Origin of the sequence: Leminorella grimontii, assembly GCF_039789245.1 — a bacterium.
GTDB classification, from domain to species: domain Bacteria; phylum Pseudomonadota; class Gammaproteobacteria; order Enterobacterales; family Enterobacteriaceae; genus Leminorella; species Leminorella grimontii.
Genome location: NZ_CP146357.1, coordinates 3008260 through 3026870, shown reverse-complemented (window position 1 = coordinate 3026870; position 18611 = coordinate 3008260). Strand labels below are relative to the sequence as shown.

The window sequence follows — 18611 nt, the reverse complement described above, 5'->3', positions numbered from 1 at the left end:
ATATTCCATCTGTTGCGGCTGTACCCGATAGTCCTTCGAGCTACGCGGTATTAGCGAATTCTACCTGTTTTATTCGGCATAGGGACAGCAAAAACCGCCCGAAAAAGTAGCTCGAACACTTCCAAGTATAAATATTAGCAGAAGCAAATCTCGTGAGAGTAGCCTACTCCCCGCTGTTACTCCAGCGTTAAATCTTATCATCACCGTTAGGCGGTTCAATCTTTGACGAGTATGATAATGCAATTTGCAGTTTGCAGCATGGTCAATTGAGGGTGATATGCAGTATTGGGGTAAAATTCTGGGCGTTCTGCTGGGGATCGTCTCCGGCGGCGGATTTTGGGCGATTCTTTTAGGCCTTATCGTTGGCCATATGATTGATAATGCCAGAAATGTCCGCCGTGGAGGTTTTTTTGCTAACCAGCAGGCGCGGCAGGCGCTGTTTTTCCGAACGACGTTCCAGGTCATGGGGCACTTGACCAAGTCCAAGGGGCGAGTGACGGAAGTGGATATTAAAAACGCCTCGATCATCATGGACAGAATGCAGCTGTTTGGCTCACGCAGAGAAGACGCCCAACAGGCGTTTCGCGAGGGTAAACAAAGCAGCTACCCGCTGCGGGCAAAGCTTAAAGAATTTCGAACCGTTTGCTTTGGGCGAGCAGACCTGCTGCGCATGTTTTTAGAGATTCAGCTGCAGGCGGCTTTTGCCGACGGCGTGCTGCACCCCAACGAGCGTCAGGTGCTGCACGTTATCGCCGAAGAGCTTGGCATTTCCCGGGTACAGCTCGACAGGCTGTTGGATATGATCCAAAGCGGTCGGCAGTTCGGCGGCGGCTGGCAGGGGCAGCAGGGCGGCTATAGCGCCCATTCCGGCCCGACGCTGGAGGATGCCTGTAGCGTGCTGGGCGTTAAGCCGGAAGACGATGCGGCCACCATCAAGCGCGCTTACCGCAAGCTGATGACGGAACACCACCCCGATAAGCTGGTTGCCAAAGGGCTGCCGCCTGAGATGATGGAAATCGCCAAGCAGAAGGCGCAGGAAATTCAGGCCGCTTACGATCTCATCAAGCGGGAGAAGGGGTTTAAATAGTAAGTCCAGCCCTACGTTGAGGAGCCTTTATCGACATGATGACGCGAGAAAATCTGTTACTTATCTTCAGCGGGCTGCCGGGCGTAGGAAAAAGTACGATAGCCAAGGCGCTGGCGGCCCGCACGCAGGCGGTCTATTTACGAATTGACTCTGCGGAGCAGGCGATTCGCCGCTCGGACGTGCTCAGAAACGACGTCGGCATTGCCGGATATGAAGTTTGCGGCGCGCTGGCGAAGGATAATCTGGCGTTAGGCCACTGCGTGATCGCAGACTGCGTCAACCCCGTCGACTGGTCCCGCATGCGCTGGCGGGAAATTGCCCAAGAGGCGGGCGTTGTGTCGTTGGACGTGGAGTTTGTCTGTAGCGACGAAGATGAGCACCGCCAGCGGGTTGAAGCCCGTCGGTCGGAAGTGCCCGGGCTGGTGTTGCCGACCTGGCGACAGATTATGCACGAAAGAGAATACTGGCCCTGGAAAGAGCCTCGCATTGTTATTGATACCGCAGGTAAAGGCGTCGATGCGTGTATTGATGAACTTTTAACTCACCTGAAGGCCTGTGACTGACGGCCTTAAAACTCCGCCTCGCACGTAAAATGCATCGGCCCGCCGAACTTCGGGTGGGTAATCCACAGCTCGCGGGCGTGCAGCAGCAGGCGGGGCGCCATGGCTTTGGCTTCCGGATGGGCGTAGAACTTGTCTCCCAGAATAGGATGGCCCAGCGCCAGCATATGCACCCTCAGCTGGTGAGAGCGGCCGGTGATGGGCATAAGCAGAACGCGCGTGGTGCCGTCGGCGTCCCGGCTCAGCACGCGATACTCGGTTTGCGCGCTTTTGCCGGTTTCAAAACAGACCTTTTGCTTCGGCCTATTAGGCCAGTCGCAGATAAGCGGCAGGTCAACCAGCCCTTCATCTTTTTCCAAATGGCCCCACACGCGGGCCAGATAGCTTTTTTTCGGTTCCCGTTCGCGGAACTGGCGTTTAAGCTCGCGCTCCGCGGCCTTGGTGAGCGCGACGGCCATCACGCCGCTGGTGGCCATATCCAGCCGGTGGACGGACTCAGCGGCGGGGAAGTCGCGCTGAACGCGCGCCATGACGCTGTCGCGGTGCTCCGGGGCTTTGCCCGGCACCGACAGTAAACCGCTCGGCTTGTTGACCACGATGATGTGGTCGTCCTGGTACAGAACGTGAAGCCAGGGTTCGGTTGGCGGAGCGTAGTGTTCCATCATGGCGCAAGTCTCTCTGGTTACTGGTGCGTGACGACAATCATGCGCAGCGCGTCGAGCCGCCAGGTCGCCTGTTCCAGGCAGAGCAGGCTCTGCTGGCGAGTTTGCTCAATCGCCTCAAGCTCATCGTCCCGAATGGTCGGGTTAACCGCCTTCAGGGCGTTCAGGCGGCTGAGCTCCTGCGTCAGCGTGTCGTCGGCTTCGCGGCGAGCTGCTTCGATAAGCGCTGCCGCACGTTCTGCTATCGCGCTTTCTCCGAGCTGCAAAACTTCATAAATGTCCTTTTGAACGGCGTTAACCAGCTTGCTGCCGGTGTGGCGGTTAACGGCGTTAAGCTGACGATTGAAGCTTTCAAACTCGACGCTGTCGGCCAGATTGTTGCCCTTGCGGTCAAGCAGCAGGCGGACCGGCGTCGGCGGCAGGAAGCGGGTAAGCTGCAGGTTCTTAGGCGCCTGCGCCTCCACCACGTAAATCAGCTCCATCAGCATGGTGCCGACCGGCAGCGCCTTGTTTTTCAGCAGCGAAACGGCACAGCTGCCGGTATCGCCGGACAGAATCAGGTCGAGGCCGTTGCGAACGATAGGGTGTTCCCAACTGATAAACTGAGCATCCTCGCGGGACAGCGCGATGTCCCTGTCGAAGGTAATCGTACAGCCGTCCTGCGGCAGTCCGGGGAAGTCCGGCACCAGCATGTGGTCAGACGGCGTCAGGATCATCAGATTGTCGCTGTCATCGTCCTGATTGATGCCGATGATGTCGAACAGGTTGAGCGTAAAGCCGACCAGGTCGACGTTGTTGTCCTGCTCGCCGATGGCGCCGGCCAGCGTCTGCGCCTTCTCGCCGCCGTTAGAGTTCATTTCGAGCAGGCGGTCGCGGCCGTTTTCCAACTGGGCCTTCAGGCTCAGGTGCTTTTCGCGGCTGCGGGCGATAAAGTCGTCAAAGCCTTCCTGTACCGACGGCTCTGCTAGATAGCCCATCAGTTCGTCGCGCACGGCGTCATACACAGGGCGGCCGGTCGGGCAGGTGTGTTCAAAGGCGTCCAGCCCTTCGTGGAACCAGCGGATAAGAATGGCCTGCGCGGTATTTTCCAGATAGGGCACCATGATTTGAATGTCGCGGCTTTGGCCTATGCGGTCCAGACGGCCGATGCGCTGTTCCAGCAGGTCAGGGTTAAACGGCAGGTCAAACATCACCAGCCGGTTGGCGAACTGGAAGTTACGGCCTTCAGAGCCGATTTCAGAGCACAGCAGCACCTGAGCGCCGTTGTCCCGTTCGGCGAACCAGGCGGCGGCGCGATCGCGCTCAACCAGAGACAGCCCTTCGTGGAAGACCGCCGCGTAGATGCCTTCTCGCTCGCGCAGCACCTGCTCCAGCTGTAGGGCCGTTGCGGCCTTGGCGCAGATAACCAGCACCTTTTCCTGACGGTTCTGCTTTAAATAGTCGATAAGCCACTGCGCGCGCGGGTCAAAGTTCAGCCAGCTGATGCCGTCGCCTTCCAGCGATTGAAAAATTTGCTCCGGGTAGAGCATGTCGTGCGCGCGAGAAGAGAGCGACGCCGAGCCGTTCATCATGCGGGCGACCTTGAAGGCGGTCTGGTACTGCGCCGGGAGCGGCAGCTTGATTTGGTGCAGGTAGCGCAGAGGGAAGCCTTTCACGCCCTGACGGGTATTGCGAAACAGCACGCGGCTGGTGCCGTGCCTGTCCATCAGCATGGTCACCAGCTCCTGGCGGGCGCTTTCGCCTTCGTCGCCTTTCAGATTCGCCGCCTTGAGCAGCGGTTCGATGTCCTGCTCGCTTATCAGCTCGCCGAGCGCGTTGAGGGCGTCATTGTTCAGCGTTTCGCCGCTGACCAGCAGGCTAACGGCGTCAGCGACCGGCTTATACTTTTGCTGCTCGGCGAGGAACTCCCGGTAGTCGTGGAAACGGTTTGAGTCCAGCAGGCGCAGGCGCGCAAAGTGGCTCTCCTGACCAAGCTGTTCCGGCGTGGCGGTTAACAACAGCACTGAAGGGATATGCTGCGCCAGTCGCTCGATGATTTGATACTGAACGCTGGGCTCGGCCTCGTTCCACTCAAGGTGGTGCGCTTCGTCGACGATAAGCATGTCCCAGCCGGCGTCAACCAGCTGCGCCTGCTGTTTTGCGTCGAGCTGGCAAAGGAAGTCCAGCGAGCAGATGACCAGCTGTTCCGATTCAAACGGGTTTTCTGATTCCTGCCGCGTTTCGTCATAAATGCGAGAGTGGTCAAACAGCGAAAAGTGCAGGTTGAAGCGCCTGAGCATTTCGATAAGCCACTGGTGCTGGAGAGTCTCCGGCACCACGATCAGAACGCGATCGACGCGACCCACCAGCAGCTGCTGGTGAATAATCATACCGGCCTCGATGGTTTTCCCCAGACCAACCTCATCGGCCAGCAAAACGCGCGGCGCGTGGCGGCGTCCCACTTCGTGCGCGATATGCAGCTGATGGGGGATAAGGCTTGCGCGAACGCCGCACAGGCCGCTCCACGGCATGCGAAACTGTTCGCTTTGATACCTTCTGGCGCGATAGCGCAGGCAAAAGCGGTCCATGCGGTCAATCTGACCGGCAAACAGCCTGTCCTGCGGTTTACTGAAGGTCAGCTTGCTGTCGAGCATAATTTCCCGGAGGGATACGACGTCCTCATCCCCGTCCGTTCTGCGGCCCAGGTAGGTCAGAACGCCATCCGCCTCTTTGACCTCGTCAACGATAAGCTGCCAGCCTTCATGGCTGGTCACGCGGTCGCCTGGGTTGAACATGACGCGAGTGATGGGGGCATCTTTACGAGCGTAGAGGCGGTTTTCGCCAATGGCGGGGAACAGCAGGGTAACCGTGCGCGCGTCTGTTGCGACGACCGTTCCCAGCCCTAAATCACTTTCCGTGTCACTAATCCAGCGTTGACCTACAGTAAAAGGCATATATCTATCGGCTTCTTAATGGTGGTTGACTCTCGCCATCGGGGAGGCCGCCGCACAAATTGGCGGCAAGGCGAGGCGTATAAAAATAAGGGCGCTATGGTAATGATCGGAAGTCGTTAAAACAAGCCCATTTGCCCGGTAATCAGCGAATCAAAATTATCGTGCATAAACGGCAGGATTGCATCCGCAATCGGCGCAAGCTGGCGCGAAATATAGTGTTGATAGTCGATGGGGGAGCGCAGGATTTCCAGCGGTTCAGGGCCCTGTAGGGTTATCAGGTAACGAATGACGCCGCCGTTTTGGTATTGCAGCGGCCTGCCGTGCGCCTGATTGTAGTCGTCCGCCAGCCGGGCCGCGCGCGCGTGCGGCGGCACGTTTTTCTGATAGTCGGCCAGCCGACGGCGCAGGCGCTTGCTGTAAATCAGCCGATCGTCGAACTCGCCGGCGAGCGTTTTCGCCACGTAGTCGCGAACGAACGATTGATAGGGAAGCCCGTGGAAAATGCGCGAATAGAGCTCCTGCTGAAAATGCTGCGCCAGCGGGGTCCAGTCGGTGCGAACCGTTTCCATTCCCTTATAGACGATTTCATCGCTGCCGTCGTCATGAACGATGAGCCCGGCGTAGCGCTTTTTGCTGCCCTCTTCGGCGCCGCGGATGGTGGGCATCAGGAATCGGTTGAAGTGGGTTTCAAATTCAAGCTCCAGCGCTGAGTCTAGCCCCATGTTCTCTTTGAGCGTTCTGGCCCACCACTGGTTGACGTGGGCGACGAGCTCTCGGCCAATCTTTTGCGCCCGTGCGTTGTCGTGCTTTTCCTTAAGCCAGACAAAGGTTGAATCGGTATCGCCGTAGATGACGTCAAAGCCCCGTTCCTCAATCAGTTCGCGCGTTTTTAACATAATTTCATGACCCCGCAGGGTAATTGACGATGCCAAGCGAGGGTCGAAAAAGCGGCAGCCGCTGGAGCCCAGCACGCCGTAGAAGGCGTTCATGATGATTTTCAGCGCTTGAGAAAGCGGTCTGTTGTTTTGCCGCTTGGCCTCTTCCCGCCCCTGCCAAATCCCTTTAACGATATCGGGCAGGCAGTGTACGCTGCGGGAAAAGCGCGCCTGTCTGAAGCCGGCGACGGTGTCGACATCGTCCGGATTGAGCGTGCCCTCAATCAGCCCGACCGGATCGATAAGAAAGGTGCGGATGATGGATGGATACAGGCTCTTGTAGTCCAGCACTAACACCGAGTCGTACAGGCCGGGCGTGGACGACATGACGTAGCCGCCGGGGCTGTGTTCTTCCGGCAGGCGGCCCAGGCTCGGCGCCACGAAGCCGATGCGGTGCATGCGCGGCAGATAGAGGTGGCTGAAGGCGGCGACGGAGCCGCCGCTGCGGTCGGCGGCAAGCCCGGTGACGGTTGCGCGCTCCAGCAAAAAAGGAAACATTTGGGTTTTTTCAAAGATGCGCGCCACCAGCACGCAGTCCATCAGGTTGTAGTAGGCGAGAGCCGGCTTGTCCTCCCGAAACATGCGGTTGATTTCGTCCATGCGCTGATAGGGATTATCAATCGCCTTGCCTTCATTGAGCAGTTCGCGGGAGACGTTTTCCAGGCTGAACGAGGGGAAGTTCCAGGTCGCGCTTTTTAGCGCCTCGATGCCGTCGATGATAAGCCTGCCGCTGGCTGAGGCAAAAAAGTGGCCCTGTTTGAAGCCGTGCTCGCGCCACTCAAGCGCGCTTGCCCCTCGGCCAAAAAGCAGCGGAACGCGATAGCGCTCGGCGTGCTTTTGCAGCACCTGAAGGTCGAACTGCACCAGATTCCAGCCGATAATGGCGTCGGGATCGTGCTCCGCCAGCCACTGATTGAGTTTTTGCAGCATCAGCGGGCGGCTGGCGACGTATTCCAGGTTAACGCCCTCCGGCTGCCGCTCGTCGCTTTGCGGCCCCAGCATGTAGACCTGGCTTTGCCCGCAGCCGTAGAGCCCTATGGAGTAAAGTTCTCCGCGCTCGGAGGTTTCGATATCCAGCGAAACAAAGCGAAGGGCGGGGCGATAGTCGGGCGCAGGCTTAAGGCGGGCGCAGCGAAGGCTGCCGTCGGCGGCTTTGTCGCCCTGAAACCAGACCGGAGCGGTGATAAAGCGCTCCATCAGGTAGCGTTCGTGCGGACGAACGTCGGCCTCGTACACGGGAATACCGGCTTCCTCCAGCTGCTTTTCCAACCTTTGCAGCTGACGGTATTGGCTACAGTATAATCCGTCGACCGGACGACGCTGGAAGTCCCGCATCGTGAGCGGCCTTATCCGGCAGCCGCGCTCGCTGGCTATAAGAGCCTCAACGGCGGAACGCCGGTCTGCGAGAACGAAGGCAACGGCCTGCTGGAGCGGCAGGCGCAGTCGGACCGGCCCGCTGTCGGTCGCCAGCCAGTAGTCAATCTCAATCCCCGCGGGGGTGTCCCGCCAGTGTCGAGTAAGAATAAAACCCCGTTGCGCCGTGCTCACGCCCTATGCCTTTTATCGTCGTAAAATATGCTTATGCGAATAAAGCCTAACATGTATATCCATACAGGCGTTAACGCTTTTGGACGCGTCCGATACCGTCGCCGATTTCAAGCGGAAAATCCGTTGCAAACTGCCGCATAGTGTATACATTGAGCTTATCGAGCGTCATTTTTATCAACATAGCTAATAAGGACAGTCATCCGATGAAGGGGAAACTTCTCGCCTTTTTGACCGCCGCCGCGCTGTGCTCTGCGGCTTCGGTTCAAGCATCCGAATTAAACGATGCCCAGCGCGCTCAGGCGCTGCTCCAGTTTGAACAACTTCAGACCGCCGTCGCGAACAAAGACATCGGCGCGGTGAGCCGATTTATCGAACCGGAAGTGTTCCAGCTTGACCACCTAGCCGCAGGGGAAAGCGGGCCTGAGATGTGCTCGGCCGGCGATGGTTCCATCGTTATGGAGCAAAAGGATATCGAGGCCTGCGGCGCCAACGTGCTGCGAAACCTTCAGTCTATCCGTCAGATTGCGCTAAGCGCCGACGGGCGGGGCTTTAAGACGCATAAAACGGAAGACAAGGAGAACGGCTGCGTCACCACCTTCAGCGGCAGCTTTTCCGCCAAAGAGCTTGGCGATTACGCGCCGGGGATGCTGGTTCGCATTGAGGTTGACGCGCTGGATAGCGCAACGGACGAGCAGGCCGAAGGCTGCGTTGGGCTGACGAATCATTATTTTACCTTCAAGAATAACCGGCTGATGCTGACGTCGAGCCAGTCCTTTCCGTGATGCATTAGGCTTTACAATCCCGCCGGGTCCGGCGGGATCTTCGATCGTGGTCACATCCTTGCGTTTTGGTTGACGTTTAGACTGCTATTTTCATGAAAGCGTGTTCTACCCTTAAATCAGGTGGTCGGTTAACTGTGCGCCACAGCCTGAAAACACGCTTTTTAGGAGAGATATCCGCCATTCTTTAAGCTGCCTGTGCGTCGTAACGGACGCCGATGGCTTTTTGCGCCGCCTCAATAGGTAGGGGTAACGAACGATGAAGATACAGATGTGGTCAGATTTTTCCTGTCCGTTTTGCTATATCGGCAAGCAGCACCTTAAGAGAGCGCTGTCCGCATGCGGGCTTATCGAGCGTGCAGAGATCGTTTTTCGAAGCTTCGAGCTGGATCCTCGCGCCGTTTCGCTACAAAGCGGAGATATCTATCGTCACCTGTCGGAAAAGTACGATATGGGCATCATGGAAGTAAAAGAGATGACCGAACAGATTGCGCGTCAGGGGGCCATTGCCGGCCTGAGCTTTCGCTTCGACAGGCTCATTCCTACCAATACGTTTGATGCGCATCGGCTGCTGCATTTCGCCGCGGGCAGCGGTTCTGCCGATGCCGTCGGCGAGGCGTTGTTTTACGCGTCGTTTACCGAGGGGCGAAATCTGTCTGACCGGCGCACGCTGGTTGAGCTTGGACAGAAAGCAGGGTTGAACGTCGACGTAGCGAGAGAAATGTTAGTGAGCGATCGCTATGGCGAGGCGGTGCGCGCCGATGAAGGGCTTGCCCGCCAGCTGAAAATCACGTCGGTGCCTTTCTTCATTTTTGATAATAAATATGCGGTGTCGGGCGCTCAACCGGTAGACGTTTTTAGCGACGTGCTGGTGAAGGTGGAGCAGGAGGCGCAAAGGCTTGGCCGCCTGAACGGCGGCTCTTCCCATCAGGAGGACGCTTTTGGCTAACGGCGTGGCCGTTAGCGAACTCCGAGAATTGCCGCTGCTTCCGAGCCGCCGCTCAGCAGCGCGGCCGTCGGCCCGTCATAAACGATACAGCCTTCATTCACCAGCAGCGTTCTGTCGGCGATGCGGGCCGCATCGTCCAGATTGTGCGACACCATCAACAAGGTGAGCGCTTGCTCATCGCAGACTTCTTCCAACAGCGTGAGCATATCGCTTCGCAGCGCCGGATCCAGCGCCGAAAAGGGCTCATCCAGAAGCAGGATAGGCCGGTCTCTCACCAGGCAGCGAGCCAGCGCCACCCGCTGACGCTGACCGCCGGACAGCTGCGACGGCAGGCGGTCCATGTAGTCGAACAGGCCAACCCTGCTGGCAATATCCCGCCTTTTTTGCCTTTGTTCTTCCGACAGGCTAAGCCCGGGATCCAGGCCCAGACCGATATTTTGCTCGACGGTAAGGTGCGCGAACAGATTGTTTTCCTGAAACAAAATGGAAACCGGGCGCTCGGACGGCGGCGTGTCTCGGTGATCTTGCCCGTTAAGCTTAAGCTCTCCGCTGTGCGCAAAAACAAAGCCGGCGATAAGGTGCAAAAGCGTGCTTTTACCCGCGCCGCTGGGGCCGAGAATAGCGATGCGCTCGCCCGACTTGGCCTTAAGAGTAAAGCGCAGGAAAAGCGGCGGATAGGGATAGCAGAGGTCATCAAGTGCGATCATGGCGTCCGGGTAACCGTTCAATCAGTGTAAACAGGGCGAAGCTTACCAGCAGCAGCAGTAGCGAAGTAACGGCCGCAGACGCGCTGCGGTAGTTGCCTAACTGCTGGTAAAGATAATAGGGTAAGGTGCGAAATTCGTCATTGCCAAACAGGGCGATAACGCCGAAGTCGCCGATAGACAGCACGCTGGCAAAGGCCAGCGCCTGAGCCATAGGGCGCTTGAGCGCGCGAAGTTCGATCCATTTCAGGCGACTATAGCCGTTCATTCCGAGTGACTGGGCCAGCAGCGTATAGCGTTCCGCCAGATCCCGCATCGGGTTTTCCAGCACTTTGAGCGCATAGGGGATGGCCATCAGCGCGTTAGTGAAAATAACCAGCCCGTCGGCGGATTTAGGCAGGCCAACGCTGTGGCTAAGCAGCAGGAAAAAGCCGGTGGCCAGCACGATAGCCGGCATGGCCAGTATCATCATGCCGCAGGCCTCAAGTCGGCCTCCCCAGGGGCTGTAGCGAAGCTTAAGCTCTCTGCTGCTCCACAGCAGCATCACGGTAAGCGCGAGGCAAAGCAGGCCGGAAGCGGCCGCGATGCGCAGCGACGTCGACAGCGCCTGCCAAAGCGCGCTCTGGCGTAAAACGTTTGGGGCAGCGGCGTTTACGCCATCGATGATGACCGACAGCAGCGGCGGAATCAAAAACAGCATAGTGCCAACAATAAGCATGGCGTCGACGGCTTTACGCAGGCGCGAGTCTCGAGGATCGCGCCAGCGCAGGCCGTAGGTCGCGCCAACCGGCGGCGCGGCGTTGAGACGTTGGCTGACGAGCACCACGACGATACAGCAGAAAAGTTGGATCAGGCCGAGCAGCGCGGCGCGTTGCAAGTCGAAGTCGTAATAAAGCGCTTGGTAGATGGCCAGCTCAATGGTCGTTGCCCGGGGGCCGCCGCCGAGGGTGAGCACGGTGGCGAAGCTGGCGAAACACAGCATAAATACCAAAGCCAGAGTGGGAAGAAGCTGGCGCCGCAAGGCAGGCCATTCGACGAAGCGAAAGCGCTGTCGGGCGTTCATTCCCAGCTGTGCGGCAAGCATGCGCTGTTCAACGGCCACGCCTTCCAGCGCCTGTAGCAGCAGTCGGGTCGCCAGCGGCAGGTTGAAAAAGGCGTGGGCCAGCAGGATGCCCGTCAGGCCATAGATAGAAAACTCCGGCGTGAAGCCCATCAGCCGCAGCAGCTGAGAAAGCCAGCCCTGCTGTCCGTAAACGCTCAGAAGTCCAAATACCGCCACCAGCACCGGCAGCACCAGCGTCATGGCGCACAGGCGAAGCAGCAGCGTTTTGCCGATAAACTCTCGGCGAAACAGCGCCCCGGCGATAAATACCGCGGGCGTCACGGCGATGACGGCGGATAAGAATGCCTGCCAGAAGGTAAAGCGTACGACGTGCCATAGATAGGCGTCGCTCGCCAAAGCGCGCAGATTGCCCGGCGGCGCGTATAGCCATAGGGTGATAAATGCGGCCAGAGCAACGCTGACAATAAGGCCCGCAGACAGGAGGCCCGGCCAAAGCCAGGGCGCTATCAGCGGCTGACGGCGCTTTGCCACGTCCGAATCCAGGATGCGCGGTTGGCGTCAACGTCCTCTGCGCTGAACTGAAGCGCTTTGGTCGGCTTGGCTAAGCGTGAGAATGCCTCCGGCAGCGGGATGTCGATAACCGGATACATCCAGTTAGCGGTGGGGATTTGGCTTTGGAAGGCCGGCGTTGTCATAAACGCCATAAATTTATCCGCCAGCTCCGGCTGTTGGCTTGCCTTGAGGCGCCCTGCGACCTCAACCTGCAGGTAGTGCCCTTCTTCAAACGGCGCGCTGACGTAGCGGTCGATTTTTTCTTCAATCATGTGATAGGCGGGCGAGGTGGTGTAGCTCAGCACCAGATCGGCCTCGCCTTTTAAGAACAGCTTGTAGGACTCGCTCCAGCCCTTGGTCACGGTAACGGTTTTTTTTGACAGTTTTTGCCAGGCTTGTGCTGCCTCATCGCCGTAGACTTTCTGCATCCACAGCATCAGCCCTTGGCCGGGTGTACTGGTGCGCGGATCCTGGTAGATAACGCGCCACTTTTGTTCGCCCTCTAGCAGCTCTTTCAGGCTTTTAGGCGGATTTTTTAGCGCCTCTTTGTTGTAAACAAAGGCGAAGTAGCCGTAGTCGTAGGGAATAAAGGTGTCGTCCTGCCAGCCGCCGGGGACGGTGAGTTTCTTCATGTCCTCATCTTGGCCGTGGGGGGCGAACAGGCCGGTTTTTTTAGCCGCAGCGGTAAGGTTGTTGTCTAACCCCAGAACGACGTCGGCAGGGCTGTTTTTACCTTCCATCCGCAGGCGGTTGAGCAGAGAAACGCCGTCGGACAGGGGAACGAGATTGAGCGTACATCCGCATTCGGCCTCAAAAGCCTGCTTGATCTTGGGCCCCGGGCCCCATTCGGAGGCAAAGGAGTCATAGGTGTAGACGGTCAGAACCGGCTTTGTGTCGGCAGCAAAGATAGGGCTGGCGGCGATAAGCAGCAGCGTAGTAACGACGGCTTTTCTTAACACTTTGCGCTCCTGGTTTTTATAAATAGCTATAAAAAGCTATAAAAAAGTCATAAAACAAAAGGAAACAAAGGTCTTTGAGTCAACGGCGCGTTGAGCGGTAGGCTTAGGCTATACGCGTTCTCAAATCCCTCCGCCGGCATTAACCGGATCAGGTTCTACGGGTAAGGTTCAGGCGACCGAACGCATTCTCAGCTTTTAGGCAAGCACCCCGTTGAGGTGAATATATTGTAGTTGCTCTCGCCGCGGGGAGGAAGCGGATTTATTTTAAGGCTGCGGCGAGAAGAGGGCTTATCCCATAAACTTATGCCAATAGAGCGATATGGGAACAATCAGAACCAGTGCCGGAAGGAAGTTAACCACGGCGAAGGTTTTTATTTGGGCGATGCGAAGCCCTACGGCAATCATCAAAATTCCACCGCAGGCAGAGAAGTCGCCCAGCGTAACGTCGTCCATAAAGGGCATGATAAGGCGAGCGGAACAGAACAGGGCGGCCTGAATGGCTAACTGGGGAAGGGCGATAGTCATAACGCCGACGCCGAGGGTCGTTGCGAAAATAGCAGCGGTGAAGACGTCGAGCAGCGATTTCACCAGTAAAAGCTGATAGTCGCCGGTCATACCTTCCGTCAAAGAACCGACGACGCCGGTGCCGCTGGCGCAAAACAGCACGATAAGAGCGGTAAAATTCTGACTATAGGCTTCCGGCGTCATGCCGTGATGGCGAGTTGGAACAATATGAGCCAGCGCGCGTTGAATAAAAGAACCGAACTTCTGAACGCCTTTTTCCATATAGCAAAGTTCGCCGATGGCGACGCCCAGAATCAGCGCCAGCGCGACGGCGGGCAGCTGATGTACTTTGATCGTCATGACGACGCCCATCGCGATGGAGGTCATAGCAAACGCGGCGGGAAGCCCTTCGCGCAGGCGTAGAGGAATGATGGGCGCGAGTAGAAGGCCGAGAGCGCCGCCAAAAAAGATTGCGGCGCCGTTAAGATATGGACCGAGCATGTATTTTCCTGAATTAATCAATCAAACTCTGACGCAAGGATTAACGTCCGCGCGGTTAAATCGAAGGATTTAGCGCAGGCGCCGTTCCTGGCGATGACATAAGCGTTTACAGAATTCGCTGTCCGCAGAAGTTCGATGGACAATTTTAGAGAAACTGATGATAACGCGTTGGGAATCTAAAAAGCGGCCCTCATTTTGGCGAAATAAGGCGCAACAGTAAATAGGGCGGCGCGGGATCGAGTAAGAATTTTTCTTATACGATCCTTTTGCGAGCCTTTTCCCTACCCATTTTCTTTCAATAGATGAAGCATCTTTGTCAACGCCAGGTCATTTGTATCCGGTTGGCTGAGCTGAGTGAGCCTGTAAGGGCTCTGGCACTCTTGTACGTTTTCTTCGTCAGAAAACGCCTGAGAGGGCGTGAAGGCATAAACGCCCAGTGTGAAGGCGCTAACGACCATCATAAACAGGCTGAGGTAAAGCCCACGGCCTTGACGTTTGGCTTTGATGGCCGAGGGGCCTGTCACCCAGGCTGTCCGCATCGATGCGATGTCCTGAAGGTAAGCGCTTTCGTTTTGAGGAAGCGATTCGCTGGATTCGGCAATCGTGAAAGTAGGGGGCGCGACCCGCGTCGTTTCTATCTCTGCCGCTGCTTTATCTCCGTCTTCGGCAGGCGTTTGCAAAACGCAGTAGGCTTTTTCCAGCAGATAGCCTTTTCGTGGAACGGTGATAATGACCTTCTGATCTTTCCCCGAGTCTTCCAACGCGGCCCGCAGCGCGTGTATTGCGTTGGGGAGGCTGTTTTGCCCAATGACTCTCTTTTCCCAGACCAGAGAGTTCAAGCGTTCTTTGGAAAGTATGGCGCCGGCGTGCTCGCTTAAGATCAGCAACAGCTTGAATTGAAATTCACCGAGGCGTTTAACTTCTTTTGTCTCTTGATGAATGATGGAATCAGTTGCGCTATCGATTAGCCAACCGTTAATGACGCAATGCGTGTTTTTGCTATCTTTTTTCATAGAAAGAACAAGCCTTATAAACGGCATTTTGATCGATAGAACGACGGTTGATGACGCGGTGTTTTCTTCCTGAATACGGCAGTCTGATTTGCGCGAAGATGATTATAGCGGGGCGCAGCGTTACTATCGGTCAAAATGGGGTTTTAAAATAATATAAAAATTATTTCTTGATTAATGTGTTGCCTGCCTGGGTTTTGTATGTCAGACGTGGATATATTAATACGTTAAGCAGTTAAAATAATCAATAATCAAATAATAGTTATTTTAAATAATAATTATCGTATCTTGTTGTTTTAAATTAGGTTATATTTTTATGGGCAATTAGGTAAGAATTTGTTTCATTATGATAATTTATTTTAATTATTAAATTTATCAAGTTCTTACTATTGTTTTTGTTTTGTTGTAACTATGTTTTTATTTGGTTGTTATTAGTTAATGGAAAGATGTTAATAAGAATAAATCTCTTTAACTCTATAGAATAATATAGGGTAAAAACCTTTTTAATATTATGGCCTTTAAGGGGCGGTGATGGCTTTCTAATTTGAGAAAGTATTTTCTATAAAGATGATTATATTAAAGGGCTGGTAGGGTGGGGGATGAATTATATTATGGCTTAAAAGTGTGTGGAAAACACATTGGGTTTTTAATGAGGTAAGCCCCTTGCCGGGGCTTACCAATCAAAATGACGGCCTATCGCAAGAACGCTGGCTGCTTCGCTTCATAGGCGCCGATCGCATCGTCGTGTTGCAGCGTCAGGCCTATACTGTCCAATCCGTTAATCATGCAATGCTTGCGGAAAGGGTCGATGGTAAAGGCGTAGGCCTTATCGCCCGCAATCACCTTTTGATTTTCTAAATCGACGGTAAAGGTGACGCCTTCCTGTGCCGCTACCAGCGCGAACAGTTCGTCGATTTCCGCTTCGGCCAACGTGACCGGCAGCAGCTGGTTGTTAAAGGAGTTACCGTAAAAGATATCGGCAAAGCTTGGCGCGATCACCACTTTGAAGCCGTAGTCTGTCAACGCCCAGGGCGCGTGCTCGCGAGAGGAGCCGCAGCCGAAGTTTTCGCGCGCTAGCAGAATGGACGCGCCCTTATAGCGCGGCTTGTTCAGCACGAAGTCCGGATTGGGCTTTTGCCCCGCGTCGTCCAGAAAGCGCCAGTCGTTGAACAGGTGCTGGCCAAAGCCGGTGCGGGTGACCTTTTGTAGAAACTGCTTGGGAATAATGGCGTCCGTATCTACGTTGGCGGCGTCTAACGGCACTACGATGCCGGTATGTTGAGTAAACTTCGTCATGCTGTTGTCTCCTTAAGCCAGCGAACGGATGTCGGCAAAGTGGCCGCTGATGGCTGCGGCGGCGGCCATCGCGGGGCTAACCAGGTGAGTACGCCCACCCCGGCCCTGACGGCCTTCAAAGTTACGGTTGCTGGTCGACGCGCAGCGTTCGCCCGGCTCTAACCGGTCGTTGTTCATCGCCAGACACATTGAACAGCCCGGCAGGCGCCATTCAAAGCCGGCTTCGATAAAGATTTTGTCCAGGCCTTCTTCTTCCGCCTGCGCTTTCACCGGGCCGGAGCCCGGCACTACCATGGCGACGACGCCGGGTGCGACTTTGCGCCCCTTGGCGACGGCGGCTGCGGCGCGCAGGTCCTCAATACGGGAGTTGGTGCAGGAGCCGATGAACACTTTGTCGATGGCGACGTCGGTCATCTTCTGGCCCGCTTTCAGATCCATATAGGCCAGCGCCTTTTCCGCCGAGGCGCGTTCAACCGGATCGCTGAACGATTCGGGGGCAGGGATTGCCTGATCGACCGCCATTACTTGGCCCGGGTTGGTGCCCCAGGTTACCTGCGGGGCGATGTCGGCGGCGTTGAGCGTCACTACGGCGTCAAACGACGCGCCCGGATCGGACTTCAGCGTGCGCCAGTAGGCGACGGCTTCGTCCCACTGTTCCGACTTGGGTGCGAACTGGCGGCCCTTCACGTAGCTGAAGGTAACGTCGTCCGGCGCGACCAGCCCGGCCTTGGCGCCCATTTCGATCGCCATGTTGCACAGGGTCATGCGGCCTTCCATCGACAGCGCTTCAATGGCTTCGCCACAGAATTCCACTACGTGGTCGGTACCGCCGGCGTGGCCGATTTTACCGATAATGGCCAGCACGATGTCCTTCGCCGTAATGCCCGGAGCGGTAGCGCCGTTCACTTCGATTTTCATCGTCTTGGCGCGGGCCTGCTTCAGGGTTTGGGTTGCCAGCACGTGCTCAACTTCAGAAGTGCCGATGCCAAAAGCCAGCGAGCCGAACGCGCCGTGAGTGGCGGTGTGGGAGTCGCCGCATACGATAGTCATACCCGGCAGGGTCATGCCCTGTTCCGGCCCGATAACGTGTACGATGCCCTGATAAGGGTGGTTCAGATCGTACAGGGAGACGTTGAACTCTTTACAGTTCTTAATCAGCTCCTGCATCTGGATGCGGGCCATCTCGCCGCAGGCGTTGATGTCTTTAGTCTGAGTTGAAACGTTGTGGTCCATGGTGGCGAAGGTTTTCTCCGGTTGGCGAACCGGGCGCTTCATGGCGCGCAGGCCGTCAAACGCCTGGGGAGAGGTGACTTCGTGCACCAGATGGCGATCGATATACAGCAGCGGCGTTTCGTTCGGCGCTTCGTACACAACGTGTGCGTCGTATAATTTTTGATACAGTGTTTTCGACATGCTCTGAGACATCGTTATGCTCCTTGTGCGACGAACTGAGCGATAGCATCGCCCATTTGGCTGGTAGAAACGGACGGACCGTTGCCCGCTAAATCACCGGTGCGGTATCCCTGCGCCAGCGCCTTGTTGACGGCGTTTTCAATCGCGTCGGCGGCGTCATTGGCGTTCAGGCTGTAGCGCAGCAGAAGCGACAGCGACAGAATTTGGGCGATCGGGTTGGCGATGTTTTTGCCGGCAATGTCCGGCGCGGAACCGCCGGCCGGTTCGTACAGGCCGAATCCTTTGTCGTTCAGACTGGCTGACGGTAGCATGCCCATGGAGCCGGTGATCATTGCGCATTCGTCGGACAAAATATCGCCAAACAGGTTGGAGCATAGCACCACGTCGAACTGAGACGGCTCTTTCACCATCTGCATGGTGGCGTTGTCGATATACATGTGGTTCAGGCTGACGTCCGGATACTGCTTCGCGACTTCCGTTACGACTTCACGCCACAGAATGGAGGTTTGCAGCACGTTCGATTTGTCGATAGACGTCACCTTTGAGCGGCGCTTGCGCGCGGCTTCAAAGGCGATATGGGCGATGCGTTCAATCTCATAGCGGTGATACACCTCGGTATCAAACGCCTTTTCCTGCGGGCCGCTGCCTTCGCGGCCTTTGGGTTGGCCGAAGTAAATGCCGCCGGTCAGCTCGCGTACGCAAAGAATGTCGAACCCCTTATGGGCGATGTCGCTTCTTAACGGGCTGAAGTCTTCCAGCCCCTTATACAGGCTGGCCGGGCGCAGGTTGGAAAAAAGCTGGAAATGTTTACGCAGGGGCAGCAGAGCGCCGCGTTCCGGCTGCTCGTTAGGCGGCAGGTGCTCCCACTTGGGGCCGCCGACCGAACCGAACAGCACAGCGTCGGCCTTTTCGCAGCCGGCAACGGTTTGCGGCGGTAGCGGCATGCCGTGGCGGTCGATGGCTGCGCCGCCGACGTCATACTCCTGCGTCGTGATGTCCATATCGAAACGTTGGCGCACGGCGTCTAGCACCTTCATCGCCTGCTGCATGACTTCGGGGCCGATGCCGTCTCCGGGCAGAACGGCAATGTGATAGGAACGCGTCATAGTTGCTCTTTACCTCTGTTGTTTATTTTTAATGTTCTAATACTAATTCT

At 56.5% G+C, this 18611-nt stretch carries 15 protein-coding genes and 1 riboswitch; of the genes, 4 read left to right on the top strand and 11 right to left on the bottom strand.

From position 1 onward, the window contains the following. Nucleotides 1-277: 277 nt before the first annotated feature. Both djlA and V8L73_RS14030 read left to right on the top strand, forming a co-directional pair. Entirely contained in the window at nt 278-1087 is an 810-nt protein-coding gene (djlA, locus tag V8L73_RS14035) for a co-chaperone DjlA (protein WP_261832322.1), read from the top strand. A gap of 35 nt (nt 1088-1122) precedes the next feature. Beyond that, nucleotides 1123-1650, top strand: a complete 528-nt coding sequence (locus V8L73_RS14030; RefSeq protein WP_347253287.1) for an ATP-binding protein — start codon at nt 1123-1125, stop codon at nt 1648-1650. Nucleotides 1651-1655: 5 nt separating this feature from the next. Here the strand turns inward: V8L73_RS14030 and rluA are convergent, their stop codons facing one another. The 3 genes from rluA to V8L73_RS14015 all read right to left on the bottom strand — a co-directional run bounded on the left by rluA (nt 1656) and on the right by V8L73_RS14015 (nt 7725). Beyond that, nucleotides 1656-2309, bottom strand: coding sequence for a bifunctional tRNA pseudouridine(32) synthase/23S rRNA pseudouridine(746) synthase RluA (gene rluA, locus V8L73_RS14025; protein WP_347254826.1), 654 nt, complete (start codon nt 2307-2309; stop codon nt 1656-1658). Between the two features lie 20 nt (nt 2310-2329). After that, a complete protein-coding gene (gene rapA / locus V8L73_RS14020; protein WP_347253286.1) occupies nt 2330-5242 on the bottom strand; it encodes an RNA polymerase-associated protein RapA in 2913 nt (970 codons plus the stop codon). 116 nt (nt 5243-5358) lie between these two features. Beyond that, a complete protein-coding gene (locus tag V8L73_RS14015) occupies nt 5359-7725 on the bottom strand; it encodes a DNA polymerase II (protein ID WP_347253284.1) in 2367 nt (788 codons plus the stop codon). Nucleotides 7726-7928: 203 nt separating this feature from the next. Here V8L73_RS14015 and V8L73_RS14010 point away from each other — a divergent pair, with 203 nt between their 5' ends. Together V8L73_RS14010 and V8L73_RS14005 are read left to right on the top strand one after the other, a co-directional pair. Further along, a complete protein-coding gene (locus V8L73_RS14010; RefSeq protein WP_347253283.1) occupies nt 7929-8507 on the top strand; it encodes a hypothetical protein in 579 nt (192 codons plus the stop codon). A 256-nt stretch (nt 8508-8763) separates the two neighbouring features. Further along, nucleotides 8764-9453 (top strand): DsbA family oxidoreductase, encoded by a 690-nt coding sequence (locus V8L73_RS14005; RefSeq protein WP_347253282.1) that lies wholly within the window; start codon nt 8764-8766, stop codon nt 9451-9453. Nucleotides 9454-9464: 11 nt separating this feature from the next. Here the strand turns inward: V8L73_RS14005 and thiQ are convergent, their stop codons facing one another. The 8 genes from thiQ to leuB all read right to left on the bottom strand — a co-directional run bounded on the left by thiQ (nt 9465) and on the right by leuB (nt 18561). Beyond that, a complete protein-coding gene (gene thiQ, locus V8L73_RS14000; protein ID WP_347253281.1) occupies nt 9465-10160 on the bottom strand; it encodes a thiamine ABC transporter ATP-binding protein ThiQ in 696 nt (231 codons plus the stop codon). Then, nucleotides 10147-11751 carry a thiamine/thiamine pyrophosphate ABC transporter permease ThiP gene (thiP, locus tag V8L73_RS13995; RefSeq protein WP_347253280.1) on the bottom strand — a complete coding sequence of 535 codons (1605 nt, stop codon included), beginning with the start codon at nt 11749-11751 and terminating at the stop codon, nt 10147-10149. Before thiP ends, thiQ begins: the two co-directional genes overlap by 14 nt. Beyond that, nucleotides 11727-12731 carry a thiamine ABC transporter substrate binding subunit gene (gene thiB, locus V8L73_RS13990; protein WP_347253279.1) on the bottom strand — a complete coding sequence of 335 codons (1005 nt, stop codon included), beginning with the start codon at nt 12729-12731 and terminating at the stop codon, nt 11727-11729. The genes thiP and thiB overlap by 25 nt, the downstream gene beginning before the upstream one ends. A gap of 107 nt (nt 12732-12838) precedes the next feature. Further along, a riboswitch (TPP riboswitch) is annotated at nt 12839-12952 on the bottom strand. Between the two features lie 67 nt (nt 12953-13019). Beyond that, the gene (locus V8L73_RS13985) at nt 13020-13736 is read right to left on the bottom strand and encodes a DUF554 domain-containing protein (protein WP_027274707.1); all 717 of its coding nucleotides are present in this window, start codon (nt 13734-13736) and stop codon (nt 13020-13022) included. A 281-nt stretch (nt 13737-14017) separates the two neighbouring features. Then, nucleotides 14018-14749: a winged helix-turn-helix domain-containing protein gene (locus V8L73_RS13980; protein WP_347253278.1), complete on the bottom strand. Its 732-nt coding sequence runs from the start codon at nt 14747-14749 to the stop codon at nt 14018-14020. A gap of 690 nt (nt 14750-15439) precedes the next feature. Further along, complete coding sequence (leuD, locus tag V8L73_RS13975; protein ID WP_027274706.1) at nt 15440-16042, bottom strand: 3-isopropylmalate dehydratase small subunit; 603 nt, start codon at nt 16040-16042, stop codon at nt 15440-15442. A 12-nt stretch (nt 16043-16054) separates the two neighbouring features. After that, on the bottom strand, nt 16055-17455 hold the full coding sequence (gene leuC, locus V8L73_RS13970) for a 3-isopropylmalate dehydratase large subunit (RefSeq protein WP_347253277.1): 1401 nt from the start codon (nt 17453-17455) through the stop codon (nt 16055-16057). A gap of 14 nt (nt 17456-17469) precedes the next feature. After that, nucleotides 17470-18561: a 3-isopropylmalate dehydrogenase gene (gene leuB, locus V8L73_RS13965; protein WP_027274704.1), complete on the bottom strand. Its 1092-nt coding sequence runs from the start codon at nt 18559-18561 to the stop codon at nt 17470-17472. Nucleotides 18562-18611: the final 50 nt, after the last annotated feature.